Source organism: Paenibacillus yanchengensis (genome assembly GCF_042684845.1).
In the GTDB taxonomy this organism is placed as follows: Bacteria; Bacillota; Bacilli; order Paenibacillales; family Paenibacillaceae; genus Pristimantibacillus; species Pristimantibacillus yanchengensis.
Window position 1 is genome coordinate 89,243 of the sequence record NZ_JBHUMH010000062.1, and the last position, 24,949, is coordinate 114,191.

The following is a 24,949-nucleotide window of genomic DNA, read 5'->3' on the forward strand; positions in this document are numbered from 1 at the left end:
TCATTATAGTGTACAACCTATCCTTTTATAGAACCAACCATTGCTCCTTTAGCAAAATGCTTTTGTAAAAATGGATATACAAGTAAAATTGGTACAGTAGCAATAACGACAGCAGCCATTTTCAACGTTTCTGGAGGCATATGCTGCTCTGCTGCTAATTCTAATGCCACGCTACCACCAGCAGATGTGGAAGCATCAATTAACATGTTTTGCAATAACATTTGCAATGGCCATTTTGCATGGTCATTAATGTACAGAACAGCATGAAAAAAAGTATTCCAGTACCCTACTGCATAAAATAAACCAAAGGCAGCCATAGCTGGCAATGACAGCGGAATAATTATTTTGGTCCACGTCGTAATTTCATTACAACCATCGATAGCAGCAGCTTCCTCTAAACTATCTGGAATACTCTCATAAAACCCTCTCATTAACAAAACATACCAGCCACTCGTCATTACTGGAATAATGAGTGCCCAAATACTATTTATTAATCCTAGCTCTCGTACTAACAAATAATTAGGAATAATACCTGGCTGGAACAACGTTGTTAAAAGGACTGCTAACATTATGACACGCCGACCTTTCAATCGCTTTCGAGAAATCGTGTAAGCAAAACTAGATGTAATCAGTAAGGATATTGCTGTTCCTACTAACGTTAAAAAAACACTTACCCCAGTAGCATTAATAAAGGACTTCGTTGATAACAAATAACGATACGACAATATGCTCCACTTCTCAGGAAAAAGCACAAAACCTTTGCTCATAAATTCATCCGGATGAGTAAATGAAACGATAAACACATAATATAAAGGAAATAATGTGACTAATCCTATTATCGCTAATACTCCTCCATTAACAATCGGAAATAAGTGTTGTCTCCACCTGTAACTCATCGTTAGTACACCCCATCCTCACCTAGCCGTTTAGACAGCTTATTAGCTACAATAACCAAAACTAATCCCACTACTGATTTAAACAAGCCAATTGCAGTACTATAACTAAACTGACCTTGCTTGATTCCTGTCCGGAAAACGTACGTATCAAACACATCTGCAACTTCAGATACTGCTCCATTCATCATCAAATATACTTGTTCAAAGCCCACATCCATAATGTGACCTAATCGTAAAATCAATAAGATAATAATTACACTACGTATACCTGGCAATGTAATATGCCACATCTGTCTAAATTTACCCGCACCATCCATTTTCGCTGCTTCATACAATTGTGGATCTACGTTGGACATCGCTGCCAAAAATAAAATAGTCCCCCAACCAGCATCTTTCCAAATCGATTGAACAGTAAGTAATAACCAAAAGTAATTCGGATTCGTCAAAAAATCAATACCATTAAACCCCATCGACACTAGCAACTTGTTCACAATACCTTCAGAATGAGATAACAAAAGAAAGGTAATACCAGCGATAATAACCCAAGATAAAAAGTGCGGCATATAAATGATCGTTTGAATCGTTCGTTTGTAAGCTTTGTTCCGTACTTCATTCAACATTAAAGATAATATAATAGGCAATGGAAAATAAAGCACCAAACTCAATACATTAATAGCTAACGTATTTCGGAAAATAATAAGAAAATCTGGGTTGTTAAAAAATCGTTTAAAATGTTCTAGCCCCACCCACGGACTATCTAAAAATCCTACATAAGGTGAAAATTCTTGAAAAGAAATAGTGATCCCCCACATGGGCACATACTTAAAAATGATGAAAAACAATATGCCCGGTAAAGCTAATAAATACAACCTTCGATCCCGATATAGCGCTTTCAATTATTCCCACCCCTCATCTGTTTGTTGGATTTTATCATATAGCATACCTTCCACATTGATCAATATCACTTTTTTTCATCGTTATACTTTAGATCTTTCCGTACAAATGGCACGTAAAAAATACTCGTTGGATTCCACCGAGTATTAATTGCGCAAACTATTATAGAAAAAAACATTCGTTTTTTTCTTTCCCCTATCCTTTTCATCCATTAATATCGTATCCCCATCGCTCACCAATTCAGATAACTGCCGCATACTGTACTAATTTAAGTACAATATCTGCTGAGCGAATGGGATACGACAATAAAGATAAGTATTAGAATTTATTCTGTCGTTTCTTTACTGTCGTTATTACTATAGCTTTTTTAATTCGTCCATCATAGCTCGACGATTACTATAAGCAGTTTTCCAACGACTCACCAGCTGTACTACTTTTTCTTGTCCATCTGGATATTTTTTCATTTTTCTCAAAATAGCTACGATTTGCTGATAGGTTTTCCGATCTGACGTATAGCTTGCCATTTCTTCAACAACTTCTTCATATTTTTTCAACAAAAGTTCTGGATATAATTTTCGCAACTTTTTTTCATATGTTTGTAGCTTATAAATTCCAGGAGAATCTAATACCACTTGCAACAACCGATCGTACAGTCCTTCTAACTCGTACAATTTATCAACATAAGCATAGGATCGAGTATTTTCAAAAACTTGCTCCCTCTTTTCGACCCACTGTTCATCGTTATAAATGGCTTTCAGTTCCTTATATAGCTCTAAATCATCCACTTTATAACTAAGCACTAATAACCAAAGCTCTTTTTCATAGGCTGCTTGTCTTCCTAATTTCTGATACAAACTTTTTAATTGCAAACTATAGTCTGCCACAAGTCCACTTTTATCTTTGTCAACTATCTTACCTTCCTCTAATAGATGAACAGCCTCATCATAGCGTTTCCTCTTTATACAACTTTGGATGTAGTATTTCCTAACCGTGCTTATTGCTATATTTTGTTCACAAAAATGATCGATAGTCGTTTGTTTTTCATTCAACTGCTCCATCACGGTAATCTGTAACATTGCCCATTTCCCCATCAAATACTGACGTGACCAGCCCTCTTTCTTTTGCTGATATATAGCCAATTTAGTTACCGTAAATGTATGTTTTAGAGCCAAAAATTCCTTTTCTATAAAATTTGCAAATAAAATCTGTTCGATGTATTCTTCCATATAATCATTTTCCAATGTACCCAACTGCTCATAAAACCATTGAAATATCGCTCTCTTGTCATTCAAACTACACTCAGCTACTATTGCTTGCCATAATTCCAAACACGTTTCAGCGATAATTCCAATTCCACCATCTGAGTCATCCATCGCTTGATTATCGACTTTGATAAATATATAATTCGTTAGTTCAAACGCTTCTTTATATAGCTTACTTTTCACCATGATATTCACATCTTCATCTAAAAATTGTTGCAGTTCATCTATAAATTCACTAGCGCTATAATAATCAATAAAACCATGTCGATCACGATGCATGTTGAATATTTGATCGATTTGCCGTTTATAGCGGTTGAAATCGGTAGAAGTTATTATACTCGAACTAAATGTTTTGAAGCGATTAATCAGCTTTTCGTCTTGTTCTAACAAATGGATAACAAAGTCACGAACGTTTGTCTCCTCCGCTTCTCTAACGAGTCTACTAATATCCTCTTTTTTCGGAAGTATAGAATCTCTTTCCATCGTTGTCAGCCCTACTTTATGCTCTTCTACATAATATAAGGTAGCTGCCATATGTTTGCAGTAATTACCGTCAGCAGCATAGGGACAATCACAGTTCATATCTTTCATTTCATCTGCTACTATTTCTATAAACACCTCATAATCATCGCTTCCCATCACCGTTGCCTGTAGCTTATTTCCATTGATCTGCACATCATGAACTAAATCATGATCAAAGTAATCAAATCCTCTTTGCAAAATATGCGTGGGAAACAAATCTTTCCATTTCATGGCGCAGTACCTCCTTCCTATTTCTACTTGTAAGTAATTTTATTATATTACTTTTCGATTAAGTATTCTTTTATAAAACACACATAGTAATATTATCAATAGTAATGAAGCGAGTATTTGAACAATAGGGGAATCGAATATCATGGCATGGACAAAAACAGATGCTGTGTCCCTCAATGCAGATACAAACATAATACTACAAAAGATTATAACAAGAATAATATTAGTTACCCAGCCATACCAAGATTTTTGTATACTTACTAATGTATGAAGAAATATCTGACATAAAAATAAAAAGACAAACTATTGTAAAAAAGCAAACGCTATTCCATGCTCCATCCATCCAATAACATCCATTAAATTTCCAAACACATATTTGAAACTAAGCAAAGCATCTATAGTAAAGTATGTAATCAAATTCAGTATAGAGACAACTCCAGCAATGATACTGTAATTCATTAAACTCCCATAAAAGAAATCCTTCTTCTGCCCATTCAAATTCATTATTCGCTCAAAATGATGACCAGCTATGAAAATTGGTGCTAAAATAACGATAAGATAACTATAATTCGCAAACGATATCTTTTCAGATCCTCCATAATTCCAATTAAAGTAGTAACCGCCAACTAAGTCAATAAAACTGAACATCAACGCTAAAATCGTCAGAAAATAAGCAATTTTCATCTGGTTAAAGTTAATTTTAGCAACAACCCATGCTCTCTTTAACTCCTTATTCATACAAGATCACGTCCGACAAGGTTTACGAAAAAATCATGTAAACTGACAGTACGCAGTTGCACATTTCCCTGTACTCTTACACGTTTGTCAAAAATATATGCTGTAGAAAACCCAGCAAACGATACTTCATTTATAACATTCAAACTTGATACTGCTGCTCTAACATCTTTACTTGCTCTCGTAATGGCATCAAATTCCTCAACATCAGCTTGAAAAAGTAATTTCCCATCGTCGATTATTATGAAGTGCTGTGCTATTTTCACAATTTCATCTAAAAATAGCTTTCTTGTAGTAGTTCATAAAATTGAACACGCATCAATGGGTCAAGAGCAAGAACTGGCTCATCAAGTAGAATTATTTTTGCATCACTGGCGAGATATCCATTCCACTGCATCTAGTAAATTTTCTGCAATATAATCTGGACTAGTTTCTAACCAATTTGATCTGTATTGACCTAGTGATTCATTCCCCCACCCTGTCCGAACTAATATTTTCATTGCATTAACCCTATGAGCAGCTAACATATCTGTGTCGCCAACATCACCTATTACCACGCATTTGTTCAAATCTAAATTATATTTTCTAGCAGCTTCAAGAAGCATTCCTATGTTAGGTTTCCTGCATATGCAGTTTTCATTTATTTCATGGGGACAAATGAAGGAATCGTCAAATCCAAACGTTCTAAACTGTTTTTCGAACTCTTCATAAGTAGCATCACCTCTAGAAATACGGTATTGATTAGTAAAAGCAAAAACCTTCATTCTAAATGATTTAAGTTTTTGTATTGCTTCCAATGTAAATGGGAACAAACTAAAATTATTAGGATGAATAAAATGCCCTGTTCCCCCTATTGTTCCGTCTCGATCTATAAAAACAGCTTCAATTGAAGATTTCATTTATTTCCCTCCAACGTTTCTATTCCTTTAGATGAACCAATTGGAATGACAGTTTATAATATCCGAAGGCTGGTACAACAGAAGAAAGAATATTCATTTTACTTTATTTTCACGTTTTATAAAAAGGGGTATGGTAGCCGATTTATAGGCGGAATCAACTTGTATAAATACAAAAATATCCCCTTCGCGTAATAGCAGCAATTCAGACAACTGCCGCATACTGTACTAATTAAAGTACTGTATTTGCTGAGCGAAGGGGATATCCTATGAAAGACTAGCTGTTAAGCCATTTGATATTGCGCTTCATGAAGTTTACGGTATAGTCCATCGTTGGCTAATAGCTCCTGGTGGCTACCTTCCTCGACAATACCAGCTTCTGTAACGACAACAATCCGATCTGCATTTTTAATCGTCGCCAAACGGTGAGCGATAACTAACGTTGTTCTACCTGTGGATAGTTCTGCTAATGATTGTTGGATTGCCGCTTCCGTTGCTGTATCAAGCGCAGAAGTAGCTTCGTCCAAAATTAAGATCGGTGGGTTTTTCAAAAACATTCGAGCAATTGCCAAACGTTGTTTTTGACCACCGGACAATTTCACGCCACGTTCACCAATAATCGTATCCATACCTTCTGGCATTTGGCGAATCGTTTCTTCTAACGAAGCTCGACGTGCCGCATCCCATATTTGTTCATCTGTTGCTTTCAAATCACCATAAGCGATATTTTGCCGAATTGTACCAGCAAACAAAAAAACATCCTGCTGTACAATCCCGATATTTTTACGTAGCGATTTTAAAGTTAACTGACGAATATCGTTTCCGTCAATCGTTATACTGCCACCTGTCACATCGTAAAAACGAGGTAACAGACTACAGATCGTTGTTTTCCCTGCACCGGATGGACCAACAAAAGCTATCGTTTCCCCTGGTTTTACCGTTAAATTCAAATCTCGTAAAATCGGACGATCCGCTTCATAGCCGAACTGTACATGATTAAAACGAATGTCACCACGCAGCTCGTCTACTGCTTTGGCATCTTTGGCATCTTGAATATCTGGTTCCGTATCAATAACTTCCAAGTAACGCTTAAAGCCAGCAAATCCTTTCGGATAACTTTCAATAACCGCGTTAATTTTTTCAATTGGTTTGAAGAAGATATTAGATAGCAATATAAACGCCATAAATTCCCCTAACTCAATTCTACCATCAATGAAAAACCAAGCACCACAGACCATAACGAAAATGGTAATCAGTCTCATTAACATATAGTTAATAGAAATACTTTTTGCCATTGTCTTATAAGCAGACAATTTCGTTTCTCGGAAATTCGCATTATCTACTTCAAATAATTCCTTCTCATGTTCTTCGTTAGCAAACGATTGAACTACGCGAATACCACCAACGTTTTCTTCAATTCGAGCATTAAAGCTACCTACATTACCAAACAAACGACGATAGGTTTTGGTCATTTTTCCACCAAATATAATAATGAGCCACGCCATAATCGGTACTATGATAAATGTAATTAAAGCAAGTTCTAAGTTAATCTGTGCCATTAAAGCAAAGGAACCTAACAATGTCATTACCGCAATAAACGCATCTTCTGGACCATGATGGGCTAATTCCCCAATTTCATTCAAATCATTGGTTACTCGGCCTACCAAATGACCCGTCTTATTATTATCGTAGAAGCGAAACGACAATTTTTGATAATGATCGAATAACTTCCGCCGCATATCCGTCTCGATATTAACACCAAGCATATGTCCCCAATACGTAACAACATAATTCAATACTGTATTCAGCGCATAAATAATTAATAGCCCAATACTTGCACAAATAATAATGTTCCAATTACCCTTCGGTAGTAAATCATCAATAAATGTACGGATCGCCATAGGAAATGCTAACTCGAGCAATCCTGCAACTACCGCACTACAGAAATCTAACAAAAACAAACCTTTATATGGTTTGTAGTAAGCAAAAAAACGACGCAACATGTACAAAAAATCTCCCTTCTAATAACGAAGGCTTCATTTGTCTACAACTAAACATGGTCTCCTGCATAAAAGCTGTCTGACTAATGAGATTACCACTGTCTTCTTCCTTATATTGTTTAGACGGAGAGCTGCCAGTTGCTTCGCAAATGTAGCCCAAAGTATCTATCTTTTTTTATAATAGTAACTACTTACTTGCAGCACGCTCGAATAGTAGCTACTTAACAAATAAGGTCACCTCCAACACGATGATTATTACTTTATCTGGAAGCTTACCCCAGAATAATTAGCTCGCTACGTATATCAATGTATATGACCACCTACATACTGTCAATCTATTTTTGCTACTGTTATAATAAGAATGATGAAAATAGATGGATGTGATATAGTTCATGAATTTACAAGAGATCGACAATAAAACGTTAGAACAGTTAAGAGCAGATCATGCCGATATTGCTGTATTACTGACTTCACCGTTTTGTGGCACATGCCAAGTTGCCGAGAAAATGTTAACTGTTGTTCAAGCTGCGAAACCTACTTATTCCCTATATAAAATTAATGCTAACTTTATCGCACAACAATTAGAACAGTGGCAAATTACTACCGTCCCCGCACTACTTATATTTAAACAAGGAAATTTACACGAAACATTATTGACCATGTATTCTGTTTCTTATTTGTATGAGAAGCTACAATAAGCAAGTAGTGCTACTTCCAAATACCAAGCAACATCATCTCAGCAAGAAATATTAGATTGGATACTAGCTATTTACACAATTATACGAACTTAACTTACTTCAACCATCAGCATATGACCGTTTATACGTTTTTTCATACAAAGCTTTCATTACAGCCGACTTTACATGACCGTTTATACGTTTTTTCCTACAAAGCCTTCATTACGGCCGACTTTACATGACCGTTTATACGATTTTTCCTACAAAGCCTTCATTACAGCCAACTTTACATGACTGTTTATACGTTTTTTCCTATAAACTTCTCCTGTTGCGTCATGTCATCTGCACAATCTCTTGTGAAAAGACGATTTTATGTCTATTTTTCACAATTAAACAAAGGGAGCGTTCAGCAGTCAGTTTTCACTGACTTGCTGTACACCCCCTACTTTTTAAACTATAGTTATTTTCTCACCCATTTATCATCTATCTCTTTAATCTCTTTTAATGCTTTCGCACCTATTTCTTGAATTTTTTCTTCAGAAAGACCTAATTTCGCTAATAATACAACTCTATCACTTGGAATAAACGTAATTGCTTGTCCAGCTATTTTAATATTGTCTTGCGCCGTTGATAAGTTTTTCACTGAATCAGAATCCAAATATTTAATCAAATCTTTGACTGCTAATTTCTCTGCTTCAACAAATGTCCGGAATGTTTTTAGGTAATTCTTCTCATCTTCCGTGTTCCCATAGTTGAAAGATCTAGTTGCAGCAGAGATGACGCTGTCAAATTCTTTCGCAAAATTATAAAAATCCAATTTACCGATCAGTCCATCAGCATAACCATCGATATAGTGCACGAATGCTTTATGATGATTGTAAAGTACTAAATAGTCTTCCCATGACTCTTTATCAAACGCTAATCCTTGCTCCTTTAACTCTTCAGGAGAAGCTACTACTTGTTCTGTCTGTTGATCTGGATCTGTTTTCTGATTTGCATTATTCAAACCAATTACTAAAATAAGTAAAAAAATAAAAGCGATGACTAGAGGTAAGTTTCTTTTACGCTTTTTTTTAGGAGGAGGTATATAACCGTACCCACTATTAGTATTTATTTTTTCTGTTGTACCCATTCCACCAGCAGTTTGCTGTTGTCCCGTTTTCATACCACAATTAGGACAAAACGCTATTCCCTCATTGTTCTTCGTTCCACAGCTTGAGCAAAACAATTTAATCACCCTTCTTACATACGTATTATATTTTTATTATTATTGCAAACTATAGTTTATACCAGTAATTCTTCTTTTTCATTGTCATATTTCCACTTTTTGTTTTCTCTTTTTGTCTATTTAACAGTTAAAATGACTATTCATGTCATGTAATAGCTTTAAATATGGATTGACACGACAAAGATACCCAAAACTTCAACAGAAGCTCTGGGTATATTCATACTCAAACTAATCTCCTTGTTTACTATTACCCGCCTGCTGTTCTCTGTATTTACCGGGAGTAATATTTTCCATTTTGCGGAATGCGCGGATAAAGTTTTGGGCGTTAATAAAGCCTAGTTTCGTTGCTACTTCAGAAACTTTCCAATCGGTGTCTCGTAGCCATCGCTTTGCTAGATTCATCCGATATTCCATTAAATAGTCACTGAAGGTCACCCCCGTATGGTTGCGAAATATTCTACTAATATAGTAGGGATGGTAATTAAGAGTCGTAGCACATTTTTCTAACGTAATGTCTACTCCTTGGTTTTGGTCGATTATTTGTTTTACTGCCAGCACTATTTCTTCATATTGTGTCACTTTCATCGCTTCAAGTGTGGTGACGATTGGCTTTATGACATGCGTAATAAACCATTGTTCGATATCTTTTTTGTTACTTAATTCGAGCAATTGTTGAATCAATGACTTCTCACTGAGCTTCGAAAAGGTAGTATGCTTCTGTTCTTCCGGAACAATGTTCATAATGGCAACTAACAATCTAACAATCATCACTTCATATTGCTTCACTGATTGCTCTTTCGAAATGGAGGTCAATATTTCCTGTAATGCTCGTTCACTTCCATCCATATCTAACGCTTGAATCGAATCGATTAACAATTTTTCTGTCTGAACAGGATAAAGATAGCTTTCTTCTACAACCGCTGTTAACTGATCTGTATAGTAAATAATGGCTGATTGCTCCACAAACACCCGTTGTCGAAGCGCATAAGTTGCCTCCCGATAAGCTACCGCTGCATCAATCAAACGAGTAAACTCTCGACCTACTCCTATACTAATAGGTAATTCCAAATAGTATAGTACAGCTTTCTGGATTTGTTTCAGCAACGTATCCAGTTGTTCTTGTAGCTGCTCTCTATCACTATTTCCACCAAAAATAACTACAATTCGCTCCTCCAATAAAAGAGGCTGAAACCGATGGTTTTCTCTAGTTAAATCGGACACAATGTTACTAACTGCAAATAACAGTAAATCACGATCTTTGGAATCATATTTAGTTTCAGAAAACGCATCAATTTGTACGACGAAAACACGGAGCGATTGCCATGTAACTGCTGATTTAAGTTCAGCTAACTGTTCTTGTATTTGCTTTTCCGTCCATTCTCCCTGCAACAACCGAATTAAAAACAAATAGGTCAGCTGAGGAATTTGCTGTTGTAATTTATCATTGATTTGTTGCTGTGACTGTTGTAGTTGCTGTATCGCTTGTCCAATGAGTGCAATATCATCTTTACTTTGTTGCTTTGTCGTCGCAGTAGTCATTTGACGTAACTGTTTGATAGGACGATATATACTTCTCGCGCCAATAAATGCAATCGTTACTATCGCTACAACTATAATAATAATTAACATACCAGTCATCCAACCAATATCACGTGATTCTTTTTTTAGTGTTGCCAGGGAAACGGTAGAAACGTATGTCCAGTCATTATAATCCGAATGAATATAAGTTGTTGCTTCTTTCTCATTATAGTATTGTACTATTTCATTTTGCCGCAGTAACAAATCGTCTGACTCTATATCAAACACTTGTCCAACTACACTTGCATCAGAGTGAGCAATAATTCGTTGATCACGATCCAGTATAAAAAAATTACCTAACTCACTGTTCTCAATAACAAATTGATTTAACGTGTAGGCGGGCATCTGCACAATGACTAAGCCATCTTTTGCATTGGACTGTAAAGGTACACTTTTCACCAAATTCACTATGTAGTTTTCATTCTCTTTTTCAGTTTTCCATAAACTATATTGCTTTAACCCTCGATACTCTTCCATCCAACTTGTCGATAATAGATCAGCATCTACTCGATACACACCATCTCTAGTTAATACCCATCCTTGTTTAAAATTGACCAGGGAAACACGCTGCACACCGACTGCTAGCGTTTGCAAGTAACTTAAGTCTGCTTGAATTAAATTTGCCTGCTGAAAATGAGTCGCTTCCATGGGAGATTCCATCGCACTTGTCACTGCTGAAGAACTTGCAAACTGCGTTAATAAATGATCAATATTACGTAGTTTTTGTTCTACTTGTGTAAACATTTGTAATAACAATTGTCCATTGCCTTGCTGTACTTTCTTTTCAATCATTTGCGTTGCTTTAAAGTAGGAAAACGTTCCAAGTATAAGCAGTGGGATAATTCCAACAAGTACAGAAAATATAATCATCCGACTTAAAAAGCGTGGCATCATGTTTCCCCTTTCTTTATTATTCGATGTTAAAAAGCTGACTATCAGTACATCTTGATAGACAGCTTTTTTGTATGAAGTAACAAACCTATCACAGTTTATCCCACTTACTATTTTTTCGCAATACATTTAAACGAAAGGCAGTAGGCCATGCAACGAGCCAACCGGATACGGAAAACGATCGTTCTTTTTCTGAACTAAAGCACCAATTGGTATGGTAAAATCCTTCGTCTTGACTACCATATGGACGTTTCGGACTATTATTTACAATTAAATCACCATCAGATATACCAACCGTTGCATTAACCCAAGCGGCTTGTGCTCTCTCCGCCCACTGTTTGTTTCCTGTTAGTTCACTTAATTCTATCCATTCTGTAACGAAATCAAGCGCATAGGAATCCATATGATGATGCAAAGTAGAAACCGAAGTACCACCATGTGTATCATATTGCAGTTCGGCTAAAGGGCTACCTGTTGGAAACTTCGTTGAATAATGCCACTGCCATGACGCTAAATACCACGATGCTGTTTCGGCTGCTTGCAAGTAAGAAGCTTCATTAGTTAGCTTATACAATGCGATTCCTGCTTTTAATAAAGGGATCGCTGCTTCTTTATCAATGCAGGAGGAATCTAATGCACCTGCTGTCGTATAACCGGTCAGCAAAAATTCATTATAATAAAAGTCATACGCACGTTTCGCTGCTAGTAAATACTGTTCCTCTTTTGTTTCTATATAGGCAATCGTTAATGGTTCTACTAATGCAGCTCCGATTGTACCTTCTGGATCAGCAACAGTACCATCGTTGTACCATGCTTTTGCTAACTGACCAGATTTCGCTTGGCTTTGTACGATGAAGTCGCAAATGGCTAGAGCTGTTTGTCGATACAATGGTTTTTCCACTTTACACTGTTCCACCAACTGAGCTGCTTCAAAGAAATGCGTTGCTGCTGCTCCTAAATGGCAAGCATCTTGAATTTCTATATCTGTCGGATGATCAGCTAACAAATAGTCGAAGTGACAACGAATTAACCCATTAGGAAGTCGGGCGTGCTCCGCCCAACTATCTAATGCAAGTAAGCCTTTTTCGAGAGAACTTTGGTTACCATTACGAATATAGTCATATAACAATGCACAACCAAGCGCAATATTTTGACCAGTCCAGCCTATTTTATATTTCCACGTAGGTCGTTGTTTCAGTTCTCCAGCTTGTTCGATCATTCCAATAGAAAACCCTTTAAAGATACCATCTTCTGCCCATAGACTCTCTCTAGCGTACGTTACGCCATAATTCCACAACGCTTCCGGTTGATGATAGGCAACTCGCGGCGAATTGCGAGCCTCTTGCTGCTCTTGATCTAGCCTCCATGCAATATCTAATAATTTGGCATAGCCAGGTTGCTTAGAATCGGAACGACGCGTAACGACTAGATAAGCCGTTAAAACGACGGTTTCATTCGGAGCTAGTTCTACTTTTTCCTTATATTCCTCAGAATACATGCCACGAGCACTATAAACTTTTGGACCTTCTTGCAGTGGCCAATATAAGTGATGTAATGTTGCCTCATCTGTTGGCTGTAGCGCACAAGCAAATGCTGTCGTTTGATGACCGCCAAACAATGCTACCGCCCATTCTTTACTAGCAGAATAAGTGGCTCCAGCTATAGCTACACGATGATAGGCGAATCTATAAGGTTCACCATTTACTTCGTATCCTTTCGGTTCTGCTCCCTCTCCCCAATTATTGCCATTGTACATAACTGCGGGTATAATCGTTTCCTCTGCTTGGTAGACAGCCGTAAAAGTAAACTGACATTGTGTTAACGATATAGCTGTCGCTTCCTTATTCATCAGTGTTCTTGTTATTTGAAAAACACCATCTTCGATCGACTTTATCTCGTCACGATATGCGATGTCTTGTTGTACATTGCTGCAAGCAGTACCAATAAGTTCATTATCATAAAACAATTTTTCTCCTTGCCACTGCCACATGGTTATTCCCCCTGTTATTCCCTCTATTGTAATGCTGCGTAACTAGCTGTTAATTCCTCAGCTATTTTCGTTCCACCATTGCTTTTCCATTGTTCGATTGTTGCTGACCAGCCCGCTTCATCCATCTCTCCTAGCAAAAATTTAACACGAGCGTCCGAAATTAACTGCGTAAGCTCGGTACCTTTTTCTACTTGCATAGGTGATGTAAATGGTTGCGCCGGATTATGAACAGCATTTGCTTCGTTTTCTGCCCAAATCTTTTCGATCGTTTTCCCTATTTCTGATTGACTTTGCGCAGTATACAAATAATTATAGTTTAAATAAACTAATTGCGTTAATGGATCAACTTCCGCCACATAACCATCTCGATTAGTAACGGTAATTGTATCATTTTCTTTCGTAAAATGTTTACCTTCGATCCCCCAAGTAAACAACTCTATCATTGGCTCTTCCATCAAATCGTTCATAAATGTCAGTACTTCTTTTAGTTCCTCTTCCGTTTTCACAGAACTTTTTGGAATCATAAACGTACCATTAAAACCAGTACCGCCTAATACTTTTTTCCCTTCCCCTTGATCCAAACCACCGAGCACAGTAAATTCTCCATCTGTATTCAATTGCTTCATTTCTGCATACGTTCCACTAATAGTTGTATCTAATGGGTTAAACGATATGCCCGCACGTCCATTATTAATATCATCATCACGATTCGGATATATAGCGAAATCACGATTCAGTAGCTTTTCATCAATCAGTTTCTTTACAAACTGCAATGCTTCCATATAGGTGTCTGTCTCATAAGCAGACTTAAACTTACCATCTTCGATCAACCACTCATTAGCACCACCTAAAGCAGCTAGCACATAATTAAATACGTTCAAATCTTTATTTTCTGTTAATCCATACGTATCAGCAGTTCCGTTTTTATCTGGATCATTCGTAGCAAACTGCTTGATCACTTCGTACAAATCATCCACTGTTTTCGGCTCTTCTAGTCCTAAATTGTTTAACCAATCTTTTCGAATAATTAATCCATTACGACCGACGACGCGCTCTCTGGGAATAGAAAATATTTTTCCTTCAACCGCTGAATTCTTTAAAGCTATCTCATTTAATTTTGCCAAATGCTCATAGTCTTTTAAATATGATCCTAACTCCCAAAACATTCCCGATTGAGCAGAGTTGACAATGATAGGTGCTTTCATATCCATAACGACCATTACTTTAGGAAGTGTTCCTGAAGCGATCGTTGCATTTAGTTTTTCTGGATAACCATTAGCGGGTACCCAAGTCACATTAACTTTACTATTCGTAAATTGTTCGATCTTTTCAATTGCTTCATTATTAGCTGGCGGCTCTTTGGAGAAAAATGGCATCATAATCGATATGTCACTTTTTGGTTGTACGTTACTTTCTTTATTTCCAGCAGTATTGTTTTTACTATTATTACTTCCACCGCATCCTGCCAGTAAACTAACGACCATGATAACAACGACCAACATCATAGTACTTTTTCGCTTGTTCTTCATTTTTATTTCCCCCTTGTTATCGTTTCATTATCATACTTAACCCTTAACAGATCCCATCAATGCTCCTTTGGCAAAATGTTTTTGTAAAAACGGATAAACCAACATAATTGGTAACGTTGATACAACAATTGTCGCCATCTTTATCGTCTGTGCATGTGGAATTTGACTTGCATCCATTTGAGAAGAATCCCCTACTCCGGATTGTGACAAAATAACAATTTGACGCATCCATACTTGAATCGGCCATTTGGCGTAGTCATTGATATACAAAATCGCGTTGAAAAATGAGTTCCAGTGACCTACCGCATAAAACAAACCAAATGTCGCTAATACAGGCATTGATAACGGTAAAACGATTTGAAACAAAATACGTAAATCCGAACAACCGTCCATTTTCGCTGCTTCCTCTAAACTCTCTGGCAGTTGTTGAAAGAAATTTTTTACAATAATTAAAATAAAGGCACTAATAGCTGTTGGTAAAATAAGTGACCAAATAGAGTCTAGCAACTGTAGCTCTTTCACTACTAGAAACGTAGGGATCATGCCACCGCTAAATAATAATGTAAATGTTACGCCAAGCAGTATAATTTTCCGACCCATTAGTTCTTTGCGTGCTAACGGATAAGCCATTAAAACCGTTAATAGTAAATTAACGCTTGTTCCTATTAACGTAATATATATCGTAACAAATATACTGCGAATAATAGTCGCACTTGAAAATAAGTAGCGGTATGCCTCTAAACTAAAAGTCGTAGGAAAAAGCAACAGCTTCGTTTCTAGCACTTCTTTGTTCGTCGCAAATGAAACAGCTAATATATATAAGAAAGGTAGTAAAGCGCACATCGAAATGATAAATAATAAACTGTAATTCACATAATCAAATATACGGGAGCTCTTGGAACGATCAGACATTTCCCTCTCCTCCTTTCTCCTTGTTCCTTACTGCTTCTCTCTAAAATTTTTAATATATTCCATCTTCTCCCCAACGTTTTGCTAAATTGTTCGCTCCCATAACAAGTACCAATCCAATAACAGATTTGAACAAACCAATTGCTGCACTGTAACTGAATTGTCCATTTTGAATACCGACCATATAGACATACGTATCGAAGACTTCTCCTACTTCGCGGTTCATCGCATTTAACATCAGGAAGATTTGTTCAAAACCAGAGTCCATAAAGGAACCTAGTCGTAATATTAATAAAGTAATAATGGTACTACGAATAGCTGGCAATGTAATATGCCACATCATTCTCCAACGGTTTGCTCCATCAATTTTCGCTGCTTCATATTGCTCTTGATCAACACCAGCAAGGGCAGCCAAAAATATAATTGTTCCCCAACCTGTTTCTTTCCAAATCACTTCAGAAGTTACAAGAAAACGAAACCACGATTTGCTCAACAAAAAATCAATTTCATTAAAACCAAGTTTTAACAAAATTTCATTTACTATGCCGCCATCCGTTGATAAAAAGATATAAGCCAATCCAACGACTACGACCCACGAAACAAAGTGTGGAATATATACGATCGTTTGAACAAATCGTTGATAAGCTTTTACTCTTACTTCGTTCAACATTAATGCCAAAACGATAGGAAGTGGAAAGAAAAACACAATGTTATAAATGGCTAAAATAAAGGTGTTAAGGAATAACTTCGTAAATGCCGGATCAGAGAAGAACCGTTCAAAATGAGTAAATCCCACCCATTTACTATTCGCAAATCCTAGAAAAGGTTGAAAATCTTGAAATGAAATTAACAATCCATACATAGGTGCATAGCGAAATAAAACAAAATAAAGTACACCGGGTAATAACATGAGGTACAGCCAATGGTCTCTCCTCAGACGCTTCCATAGAGGATGACGTGTAAGACTAGCGCTACTTCTCATTTATCATACCCTCCCTTCTCTTGGAATTCCTTGTTGTACCCAAACTATAAAGGCTAAAGTTTAGTTCCGTCTATAATCTTTACTCAATCATCTACTAAAAGAAACTAAACCGCGCCGTTATCACGTTTGTAGCCGTCTATAATCATTTTCCAACCTGATAATCAGGTTGAATTTTCAAGTGACACCTCCGATTTATGAAGCGTTTTTTATGAAGCATCAGAAAAAAACACGAAGCATCATGTTGGACATGAAACTTCGTGTACTTACTCCTTACTATTTCAGTTTACTTCAATCTACCAATCTCTTTCTTGAATAGCTGTTTCTACATCTATAGCGATACCATATACACGTAATATATTATCCACTGTATCTCCAATAGATTCACGCGCAACCGTTTCGATTTCACTGTCATGCTCATCAAATTCTTCCGCTAAATCATTTATAGCATTCGTCATAACGTCAAATTTTTCTTGAATAGCTGTTATCGTATGGGAACCACTTTCTAAAAACTGGACAACTTTCTCAATCTCTGCTTTCACTTTATCTACTAAAAAAACAGGATAGTAGGTATCATTGTACATATCTACTACATATGCAATATCTTTTGGATTGCCCATATTATTCACTCCCTTACTACCGAATTTTCATAACCGTTATTATTATATTATCACTTGAAACAATGTAGATTCAAGGCAGTAAATCAATGAAATCTATAGGAATTGTAAAAAGAATATACAATCATAATTACGTTAGATATAATGAACCAAACAGTATATTTATATTTTTTAAGGCTCTCAACATTAAACAATTCATTACATATTATTTTAAACAATCGGGGAGGAATAATTTTTATGTATCAAATTTCAAACTTTACAAGTAATGATGATATTAAGACGTTGACTAGTTTGGGGGCTTTTACCGTAATTGAGTACCAACGTGATTTAAGCGTTACCCCCAGTAATGCGATGCAAGCCTATTATAGTAATGCGATGAATGTACGTAAGCGTCAAGTTATTTGCGATCTTGGACAGTCCAATGTTACGTTGCAGGCAGGTGCTATGCAGTGGACGGTCGGAGATGTTAATGCAACAACTGGCATTAAGGGTATTGGAGATTTCCTTGGAAAAAGCCTTCGCGGGAAGGTTACGGGTGAATCTGCAATTAAGCCAGAATATACAGGTAGCGGGACATTAGTATTAGAACCCACCTATAAACATATCATTCTACTAGAACTTGATAATTGGAATGGCTCTATCGTGTTGGATGATGGATTGTTTCTCGCTTGTGATTCTAAACTGAAACATAAGGCGGTGATGCGCTCTAATTTGTCATCAGCAGTTGCAGGAGGAGAAGGCCTTTTCAATTTGGGAGTGATAGGTAGCGGGGTGCTTTGTTTAGAGTCTCCGTGCCCGCAGGAAGAATTAGTGGAAATTAATCTGCAAAACGATGTACTCAAAGTAGATGGTAACTTTGCAATTGCTTGGAGTGGTAGTTTGGACTTTACTGTGGAACGTTCAGGGAAATCATTAATTGGCTCGGCTGCTTCTGGCGAAGGGCTTGTAAATGTCTACCGTGGAACAGGTAAAGTATGGCTTGCCCCTGTTACCAAAGGATTTGTTTAAGTTGGTGCGTGAATATGTTGGTCATCATTATTAGTTTAAAGTTCCATAAATGTCACAATGCTAATTGCTGCACCACACCATATAAAAGACTAATTTGCTCAGATGACGATATATAATAGGACTTGGAATGACGCTTGGGAACGAGCTTTATACGATAAAACGTACAAACAGTCAACGACAGACACTCGGAGCGGAAGCTTTATACGATAAATCGTATAAACGGGCTGAGGGTAGTAGCTTCAAGCGGTTGCTTTATACGATAAATCGTATAAAAGCCCGCAATAGTGGTTAAAAGGAGTGGCTTTGTATGAAATATCGTACAAATTTAGGTTGTAGTTCCTGCAAGGATTACTCTCCATCACCTTTTTAGTCCAACCTTTATTTTAGAGACGTATTGGTCAGCCCAAATATGAAACACAAATAAAGCGCATTCGGTCTTTGGATATAATAGACCTTATGCGCTATTTTATATAATTGTATAACCTGTACGTTCGTTTCTTATTGTGTTCTATCTCTTCATAAAGCCTCGTCGCTCCAAAAATGACTTCATGTGCAAACGAACGGGAGCTTGCAGCCGTTTTTTCATTTGCTCGGACCAGTTAGTGTCTACTTTTCCGTCACTCCGTTTGTTCATATATGCCGATATCGCTTGATCATATTGTAGGAGTGAGTCGTCCATTTGCTCTGCACAGTATTTATTTTCGAATAGTATTGCTTCTTTGGGTAATCTAGGACGCAATATTGGTTGTTGCGCCGGTTTACCTATACACATGCCAAACAGCGGAAACACGAGGTCAGGTAATTGTAATAGCTGTGACAGCGCTTCACTGTTATTACGCACACCACCAATATAGACAATACCTAGTTGTAATGATTCTGCGGCAATGGCGGCATTTTGTGCTGCTAAAGCTGTATCGATCGTTGCAACTAATAAGTTTTCCATTGTATCGATATAGGACTGCTCCTCTACATTTCCGCTGTCTTTCTGCGACACTTTGGCAAGACGCTGCAAGTCAGCACACCAAACGAGAAAGGTCGGAGCTGCTTCGACGTACGTTTGATTACCCGATAACTCCATCACTTGGTGGCGCAGCTGCGGATCGGTAACGTTAATAATACTATATGCTTGTACATTACTGGAGGTAGACGCCATCTGTGCAGCTTCAATAATTGTCGCCAGTTGTTCTGACGAAACTGCCTCATCCGTAAATTTACGAATGGAACGATGATTAGTCAACAAAGAAATAACGTCATTACTATTGTGCATACTAGCTTCATTCAAATTCTTGTCCATCTGCTGCTTTCCCCTCCTTTATCGTTAACTAACTTCCATTTTACAAGCGACTTATCTCAAATAATATAGTGCCAAAGATGCTTATGCTGGAAATTGTCCTAAACCACTCGTATTCGCTTCATCGATAAGCTGTCCGATAATTTCATAGGAGCGCAGTCTCGCATCATGATCATAAATATAGCTAGCTATCATAATTTCATCTGCTTTTGTCGCATCGATGTATTGCTGCAATTTTTCGGCAACAGTCGCTTTACTACCAATTATCGATGAGCCAAGCTGTTGATCAAGCAATATTTTTTCTTGTGGTGTCAATAAATGATCCAAACTATCTACAGGTGGCTGTAATTTTTGCCGAGCATTACGGAAAATTCCTACAAATAGCTGCTTCATCGAAGTAGCCAAATATTCTGCTTGTTCATCCGTATCTGCTGCAATAACGTTAACTGCCGCCATCGCATAAGGTGCTTGCAAATCTTCCGAAGCTGTAAAGTTATTACGGTATAAATTCATGGCAGGAACAGTAAAGTTAGGCGAAAAATGACCCGCAAATGAAAATGGCAACCCTTGCTGGGCTGATAACATAGCGCTAAAGTCGCTGGAGCCTAGTAGCCAAATCGGAATGTTAGTTCCTTCGCCCGGAAAAGCTCTAACCTTCGGTGGGGAAGCTTGTCGGCTTGGATCAAAATAAGTGCGCAGCAATTCTAGCTGCTCTGGAAAATCGTGCCCTCCCGAACCACGTGCACCACGCAGCGCCGTTGCGGTTACTTGATCCGTTCCTGGCGCTCGTCCCAGTCCAAGATCTATTCTGCCAGGATGAAAAGCATCAAGCGTGCCGAATTGCTCGGCAATAACAAGCGGAGAATGATTCGGCAGCATAATGCCACCAGAACCAACTCGAATTTTGTTCGTCTGACTTGCCACATGAGCGATAACAACAGACGTTGCAGAACTAGCAATATTCGGCATACTATGGTGTTCAGCTAACCAAAAACGATGGTAACCCCATTTTTCTGCATGTTGCGCTAGATCAATCGTATTATGTAATGATTGTGCTATCGTTCCACCTTCTACAATCGGTGATACGTCTAATATAGAGACAGGAACAGTCACTTTGTTAATCGTATTGTTTGTCATTTTACTCATCGGATTATTCGTTATATCATTTATCTCTTTGTTCGTCATATTGTGTCACCTCAACTATTTCGATTATACTGTAATTTTATTTCATACAGTTCGGAAAGTCAAACGACTAGACTAGACAAAGCACCCAGCTCTTACCTATAACAACCTAGATGAAGTAGGTATGCAAGTGAAATGGTAATCAAGTATACTAATAGTACGAACGTTTATTCTAGAAAGGTGAGTTGGAATGAGTTATCCACTTTCTATAAAAGCGATACAACAACTTTGCAATCAAACGATATATGAGCGTGGATTAGAATATGTAGAAGCGGAACGAGTGGAATGGAGTTATTTTGAACAACAATATCACCAATTCGAAGCAACGGTATATGGCAAACGACAAGAATTTGTGACGATTGATTTAACGGATCGGGCTACGATTACTGCCACTTGTTTTTGTTCCCTACAACGAGAAGAAGCGTGTGAACATATTGTCGCAGCTCTTCTATCGCTATACGCTATTTTGCATCATGTCGATTTGATTGCTGAAATAGTACTAAATGAAAATAGGGATGTCGAACATCTATTAGACCTAGCAGAACCATCTGTCAACAAGCAACAGGTGCAGGCAGACAAACAATTAGCGCCTACAAAGCAGACACAAAAACTTCCTGTTGCTAACCAGTACGAAACAGCTAACTTATTGTTACAGCTAGTCAAACAACAACAGCAACCACCAGCGGCTACACAATATATTCATGATGTACGGACAGAATTAAGCATTGCTTACCATCTCAAACTAGCAGCATCACCAGAAACAGATGGACAACCGGTTATTTTATTAGAACTATTTGTGGGAACAACGCCTGACGCTTTGTATCCAGTCGCTCAGCCGGGTATGTTTTTGTTTAAAATAACTAAAAAAGCAACCTATGTATGCCATAGTCAGTTTATTTATCATCCGGCAAAGCACCGCTTTTCCACTGCTGACTATGCTATATTACAGCCGCTGATCCAATATATCCAACAAGACAAGCTCTATACTTCCCATATCAACTCTGCTAGAGGGAACAAACAAGCTACGCTAAAATTAAACGAACAAGCATTATTTATTCCACCGCTATTATGGGAACAGTTACTACCATTCCTTTTGAAACACCATCAAGTCCATATTATTGACACAACGAGCCAGCTAGCTAACCGAAGTATTCGTTATGAGCGATTAACATACTTTCAACAACCTTTACCGCTAACTGTTCATTTTTTTGATGATGCTATAACGGAGCAATATGGACTGCAAATTACGGGATTATCGAATATAACTTTACTACCTGCCTATCAATTAGCGTACGCTGATCGCACACTTCTCGCCATCGATGAGACAGAAGCAGACTTGCTATTTCAGTTACAATCGATTGCCAAACAACAGGATCAGCTAGATAGTTTTCGGCTGATTATTCATGCGGAGCAGATGAGTCATTATTTGGATGCCGTTTTTCCTATTTTCAAAAAAATAGCTACGGTCACGATTGATGAAACCATTACCGACAAAGTAGTAACTTACCCATTACAAGCAAGATTTTATATTGACCGAGTCAAAGATCGCCTTCTAGTTAGTTTAGAGTTTCAATATGGTGATATTACGATTAATCCGCTGCAAGAACCTACGATGGAACGAGGATATGAACATATTTTGCAAACGGATCGGATAAAAGAAGAGAAAATAATGGCCTTAATGACGTACGATTCTTTTTTTCGAACAGAAAGTGGCTTTGTCGTAGACGATGAAGAGGCACAGTTCCATTTGTTATATGAAGTCATTCCTCAGATGGAGCAATTAGCAGAAATTTTGGCTACAGCAGCCGTAAAAATAAAGTTGCATCACGAACAACTACATCCGATTATGCACATTCATTTCGACGAACGTCATGATTGGCTGGAATTCCGGCTAGATATTGAAGGATTTGATGAAGAAGAGATTAAGCAGCTCGTGCGAGCCATTCGATTAAAGCAGCGCTATTTCAAAATAAAAAGCGGAGCACTAGTCCCACTATCCGATGAACAATTCGAACGAATCATTACGCTGATGAATGAAGTAGGTTTGCATCAAGTTGCTTGGGATGGTGTACACGGGCATCTACCTGCGATCAAAGCATTGTCTTTATTACAATTTCCCGACGACATTGGGCAATCGTTTAAACTAAATCCTGCACTGCGTAAACGACTAGCCCATTTGCAACAACCAGATAAGCTTAATTTCCCTATACCTCCTATGATGGAGCCACTACTGCGTAACTATCAAAAATATGGTTATCAGTGGATGCGCACACTAGCGTATTACCGAGTGGGCGGCATATTGGCTGACGATATGGGACTAGGTAAAACGATTCAAAGTATTACATTTTTGGCAGCGATGTTAGATGAAATACGAACGCTAGATAAAGCTGGCACGAAACAAGCTGCTTTAATTATTGCGCCAGCATCGCTAACCTATAATTGGTGGCAAGAAATACAAAAGTTCGCTCCGCACATAAAGGCATGTGTCGTGGACGGTAGTTTGACAAAACGAAAAAAAATAATTGCTAATCAAGAACAGATGGATGTACTCATTACTTCTTACCCATTAATGCGACAAGATAGTAAAGTATATGAGAAATACCAGTTCCATACGCTACTACTTGATGAAGCACAATTTGTCAAAAACGAAGCGACCAGAACTTCGGTTGCCATTAAGGCTGTACGTGCCAAACATATTTTTGCTTTAACCGGTACACCTATTGAAAATCGACTACAAGATTTATTTTCGATTTTTCAAATTGTATTGCCCGAATTATTTGATAATCGTGATATTTTAAAATATTACCCCGAGCAACTTGTTGCACGGCGCATCGCTCCCTTTATTTTACGACGGACGAAAAATGATGTACTCAAAGAATTACCTCCAAAAATCGAAGTTACGTATAGCAGTGAATTGTTACCAGAACAAAAAAAGCTATATGTTGCTTACTTGGCTAAATTGCGCAAAGAAACGTTAAAGCATTTGGATGATCATCGGTTTAATAAAGAGAAATTAAGAGTGCTTGCAGGTATAACTAGATTGCGCCAATTATGCTGTCACCCCGCATTGTTCGTAGACGGATACGAAGGCGGTTCAGCGAAGCTACGACAGCTATTCGATATTATCGAGGAATGTCAAAGTAGCGGCAAGCGAATGCTTATTTTTTCACAATTTACATCGATGCTGCAAATCATTGCGAAGGAACTAGGCTATCAGGCTATTCCTTATTTCTATTTGGATGGCGCAACGGAAGCTGCGGAAAGAGTTGCACTGTGCGAACGATTTAACGCTGGGGAAAAAGATATTTTTTTAATTTCACTCAAAGCAGGCGGTACGGGCCTTAATTTAACTGGCGCAGATACGGTCGTCCTATACGATCCGTGGTGGAATCCAGCGGTTGAACAACAAGCAGCAGATCGCGCTCATCGATTAGGGCAACAAAAAGTAGTACAAGTCATCAAACTAATTGCCAAAGGAACACTCGAAGAAAAAATGCTACAACTGCAACAGCGCAAAAAAGATATCATCGACGCAGTTATTCAGCCAGAGCTACATCAAACATCAGCACTTGCTACAGAAGACTTGTTGGAGCTGCTTGCAATAGAAATAGAATAAAAAATGACTATTGGCTGG

The 24,949-nt window shown here is 37.7% G+C and carries 19 protein-coding genes; 3 read left to right on the top strand and 16 right to left on the bottom strand.

The genetic code is table 11. The features are described 5' to 3' along the window. Positions 1-17: 17 nt before the first annotated feature. The 7 genes from ACFSTH_RS18750 to ACFSTH_RS18780 form a co-directional block, all read right to left on the bottom strand. Positions 18-896, bottom strand: coding sequence for a carbohydrate ABC transporter permease (locus ACFSTH_RS18750; protein ID WP_377773006.1), 879 nt, complete (start codon positions 894-896; stop codon positions 18-20). 2 nt (positions 897-898) lie between these two features. Continuing rightward, the gene (locus ACFSTH_RS18755) at positions 899-1,792 is read right to left on the bottom strand and encodes an ABC transporter permease (protein WP_377773004.1); all 894 of its coding nucleotides are present in this window, start codon (positions 1,790-1,792) and stop codon (positions 899-901) included. A 354-nt stretch (positions 1,793-2,146) separates the two neighbouring features. Further along, positions 2,147-3,805 carry an SWIM zinc finger family protein gene (locus tag ACFSTH_RS18760; protein WP_377773002.1) on the bottom strand — a complete coding sequence of 553 codons (1,659 nt, stop codon included), beginning with the start codon at positions 3,803-3,805 and terminating at the stop codon, positions 2,147-2,149. Positions 3,806-4,108: 303 nt separating this feature from the next. Further along, a complete protein-coding gene (locus ACFSTH_RS18765) occupies positions 4,109-4,543 on the bottom strand; it encodes a hypothetical protein (RefSeq protein WP_377773000.1) in 435 nt (144 codons plus the stop codon). After that, positions 4,540-4,806 carry a hypothetical protein gene (locus ACFSTH_RS18770; protein ID WP_377772998.1) on the bottom strand — a complete coding sequence of 89 codons (267 nt, stop codon included), beginning with the start codon at positions 4,804-4,806 and terminating at the stop codon, positions 4,540-4,542. The genes ACFSTH_RS18765 and ACFSTH_RS18770 overlap by 4 nt, the downstream gene beginning before the upstream one ends. A 102-nt stretch (positions 4,807-4,908) precedes the next feature. Continuing rightward, positions 4,909-5,439, bottom strand: a complete 531-nt coding sequence (locus tag ACFSTH_RS18775; protein ID WP_377772996.1) for an HAD-IIIA family hydrolase — start codon at positions 5,437-5,439, stop codon at positions 4,909-4,911. 281 nt (positions 5,440-5,720) lie between these two features. After that, on the bottom strand, positions 5,721-7,439 hold the full coding sequence (locus ACFSTH_RS18780; protein WP_377772994.1) for an ABC transporter ATP-binding protein: 1,719 nt from the start codon (positions 7,437-7,439) through the stop codon (positions 5,721-5,723). Between the two features lie 389 nt (positions 7,440-7,828). On the opposite strand from ACFSTH_RS18780, the gene ACFSTH_RS18785 reads away from it, so the two are divergent. Beyond that, on the top strand, positions 7,829-8,134 hold the full coding sequence (locus ACFSTH_RS18785; RefSeq protein WP_377772992.1) for a thioredoxin family protein: 306 nt from the start codon (positions 7,829-7,831) through the stop codon (positions 8,132-8,134). Between the two features lie 439 nt (positions 8,135-8,573). On the opposite strand, the gene ACFSTH_RS18790 is transcribed toward ACFSTH_RS18785, so the two are convergent. From ACFSTH_RS18790 to ACFSTH_RS18820, 7 genes are all read right to left on the bottom strand, one after another. Next, on the bottom strand, positions 8,574-9,350 hold the full coding sequence (locus ACFSTH_RS18790) for a zinc-ribbon domain-containing protein (protein WP_377772990.1): 777 nt from the start codon (positions 9,348-9,350) through the stop codon (positions 8,574-8,576). A gap of 219 nt (positions 9,351-9,569) precedes the next feature. Continuing rightward, positions 9,570-11,813 carry a helix-turn-helix domain-containing protein gene (locus ACFSTH_RS18795; protein WP_377772988.1) on the bottom strand — a complete coding sequence of 748 codons (2,244 nt, stop codon included), beginning with the start codon at positions 11,811-11,813 and terminating at the stop codon, positions 9,570-9,572. Between the two features lie 88 nt (positions 11,814-11,901). After that, on the bottom strand, positions 11,902-13,800 hold the full coding sequence (locus tag ACFSTH_RS18800) for a hypothetical protein (protein ID WP_377772986.1): 1,899 nt from the start codon (positions 13,798-13,800) through the stop codon (positions 11,902-11,904). Between the two features lie 23 nt (positions 13,801-13,823). Next, a complete protein-coding gene (locus ACFSTH_RS18805; protein WP_377772984.1) occupies positions 13,824-15,329 on the bottom strand; it encodes an extracellular solute-binding protein in 1,506 nt (501 codons plus the stop codon). Positions 15,330-15,365: 36 nt separating this feature from the next. Next, positions 15,366-16,241: a carbohydrate ABC transporter permease gene (locus ACFSTH_RS18810; RefSeq protein WP_377772982.1), complete on the bottom strand. Its 876-nt coding sequence runs from the start codon at positions 16,239-16,241 to the stop codon at positions 15,366-15,368. Between the two features lie 49 nt (positions 16,242-16,290). After that, positions 16,291-17,220 (bottom strand): ABC transporter permease, encoded by a 930-nt coding sequence (locus tag ACFSTH_RS18815; RefSeq protein WP_377772980.1) that lies wholly within the window; start codon positions 17,218-17,220, stop codon positions 16,291-16,293. A gap of 293 nt (positions 17,221-17,513) precedes the next feature. Then, on the bottom strand, positions 17,514-17,837 hold the full coding sequence (locus ACFSTH_RS18820) for a DUF5713 family protein (RefSeq protein WP_377772978.1): 324 nt from the start codon (positions 17,835-17,837) through the stop codon (positions 17,514-17,516). Between the two features lie 234 nt (positions 17,838-18,071). Here ACFSTH_RS18820 and ACFSTH_RS18825 point away from each other — a divergent pair, with 234 nt between their 5' ends. Continuing rightward, the gene (locus tag ACFSTH_RS18825) at positions 18,072-18,842 is read left to right on the top strand and encodes an AIM24 family protein (protein WP_377772976.1); all 771 of its coding nucleotides are present in this window, start codon (positions 18,072-18,074) and stop codon (positions 18,840-18,842) included. A gap of 508 nt (positions 18,843-19,350) precedes the next feature. On the opposite strand, the gene nfsA is transcribed toward ACFSTH_RS18825, so the two are convergent. Both nfsA and ACFSTH_RS18835 read right to left on the bottom strand, forming a co-directional pair. After that, entirely contained in the window at positions 19,351-20,136 is a 786-nt protein-coding gene (nfsA, locus tag ACFSTH_RS18830; protein ID WP_377772974.1) for an oxygen-insensitive NADPH nitroreductase, read from the bottom strand. A gap of 81 nt (positions 20,137-20,217) precedes the next feature. Continuing rightward, complete coding sequence (locus tag ACFSTH_RS18835; protein WP_377773140.1) at positions 20,218-21,270, bottom strand: LLM class flavin-dependent oxidoreductase; 1,053 nt, start codon at positions 21,268-21,270, stop codon at positions 20,218-20,220. A gap of 235 nt (positions 21,271-21,505) precedes the next feature. Between ACFSTH_RS18835 and ACFSTH_RS18840 the strand changes: the two genes are divergently transcribed. Further along, complete coding sequence (locus tag ACFSTH_RS18840; RefSeq protein ID WP_377772972.1) at positions 21,506-24,931, top strand: DEAD/DEAH box helicase; 3,426 nt, start codon at positions 21,506-21,508, stop codon at positions 24,929-24,931. Positions 24,932-24,949 lie beyond the last annotated feature (18 nt).

Coding starts and splice junctions, on each gene's coding strand:
- ACFSTH_RS18840 (WP_377772972.1), top strand. CDS start 21,506: ATGAGTTATCCACTTTCTATAAAAGCGATACAACAACTTTGCAATCAA.
- nfsA (WP_377772974.1), bottom strand. CDS start 20,136: ATGGACAAGAATTTGAATGAAGCTAGTATGCACAATAGTAATGACGTT.
- ACFSTH_RS18805 (WP_377772984.1), bottom strand. CDS start 15,329: ATGAAGAACAAGCGAAAAAGTACTATGATGTTGGTCGTTGTTATCATG.
- ACFSTH_RS18750 (WP_377773006.1), bottom strand. CDS start 896: ATGAGTTACAGGTGGAGACAACACTTATTTCCGATTGTTAATGGAGGA.
- ACFSTH_RS18780 (WP_377772994.1), bottom strand. CDS start 7,439: ATGTTGCGTCGTTTTTTTGCTTACTACAAACCATATAAAGGTTTGTTT.
- ACFSTH_RS18820 (WP_377772978.1), bottom strand. CDS start 17,837: ATGGGCAATCCAAAAGATATTGCATATGTAGTAGATATGTACAATGAT.
- ACFSTH_RS18775 (WP_377772996.1), bottom strand. CDS start 5,439: ATGAAATCTTCAATTGAAGCTGTTTTTATAGATCGAGACGGAACAATA.
- ACFSTH_RS18815 (WP_377772980.1), bottom strand. CDS start 17,220: ATGAGAAGTAGCGCTAGTCTTACACGTCATCCTCTATGGAAGCGTCTG.
- ACFSTH_RS18810 (WP_377772982.1), bottom strand. CDS start 16,241: ATGTCTGATCGTTCCAAGAGCTCCCGTATATTTGATTATGTGAATTAC.
- ACFSTH_RS18785 (WP_377772992.1), top strand. CDS start 7,829: ATGAATTTACAAGAGATCGACAATAAAACGTTAGAACAGTTAAGAGCA.
- ACFSTH_RS18825 (WP_377772976.1), top strand. CDS start 18,072: ATGTATCAAATTTCAAACTTTACAAGTAATGATGATATTAAGACGTTG.
- ACFSTH_RS18795 (WP_377772988.1), bottom strand. CDS start 11,813: ATGATGCCACGCTTTTTAAGTCGGATGATTATATTTTCTGTACTTGTT.
- ACFSTH_RS18800 (WP_377772986.1), bottom strand. CDS start 13,800: ATGTGGCAGTGGCAAGGAGAAAAATTGTTTTATGATAATGAACTTATT.
- ACFSTH_RS18835 (WP_377773140.1), bottom strand. CDS start 21,270: ATGACAAACAATACGATTAACAAAGTGACTGTTCCTGTCTCTATATTA.
- ACFSTH_RS18765 (WP_377773000.1), bottom strand. CDS start 4,543: ATGAATAAGGAGTTAAAGAGAGCATGGGTTGTTGCTAAAATTAACTTT.
- ACFSTH_RS18760 (WP_377773002.1), bottom strand. CDS start 3,805: ATGAAATGGAAAGATTTGTTTCCCACGCATATTTTGCAAAGAGGATTT.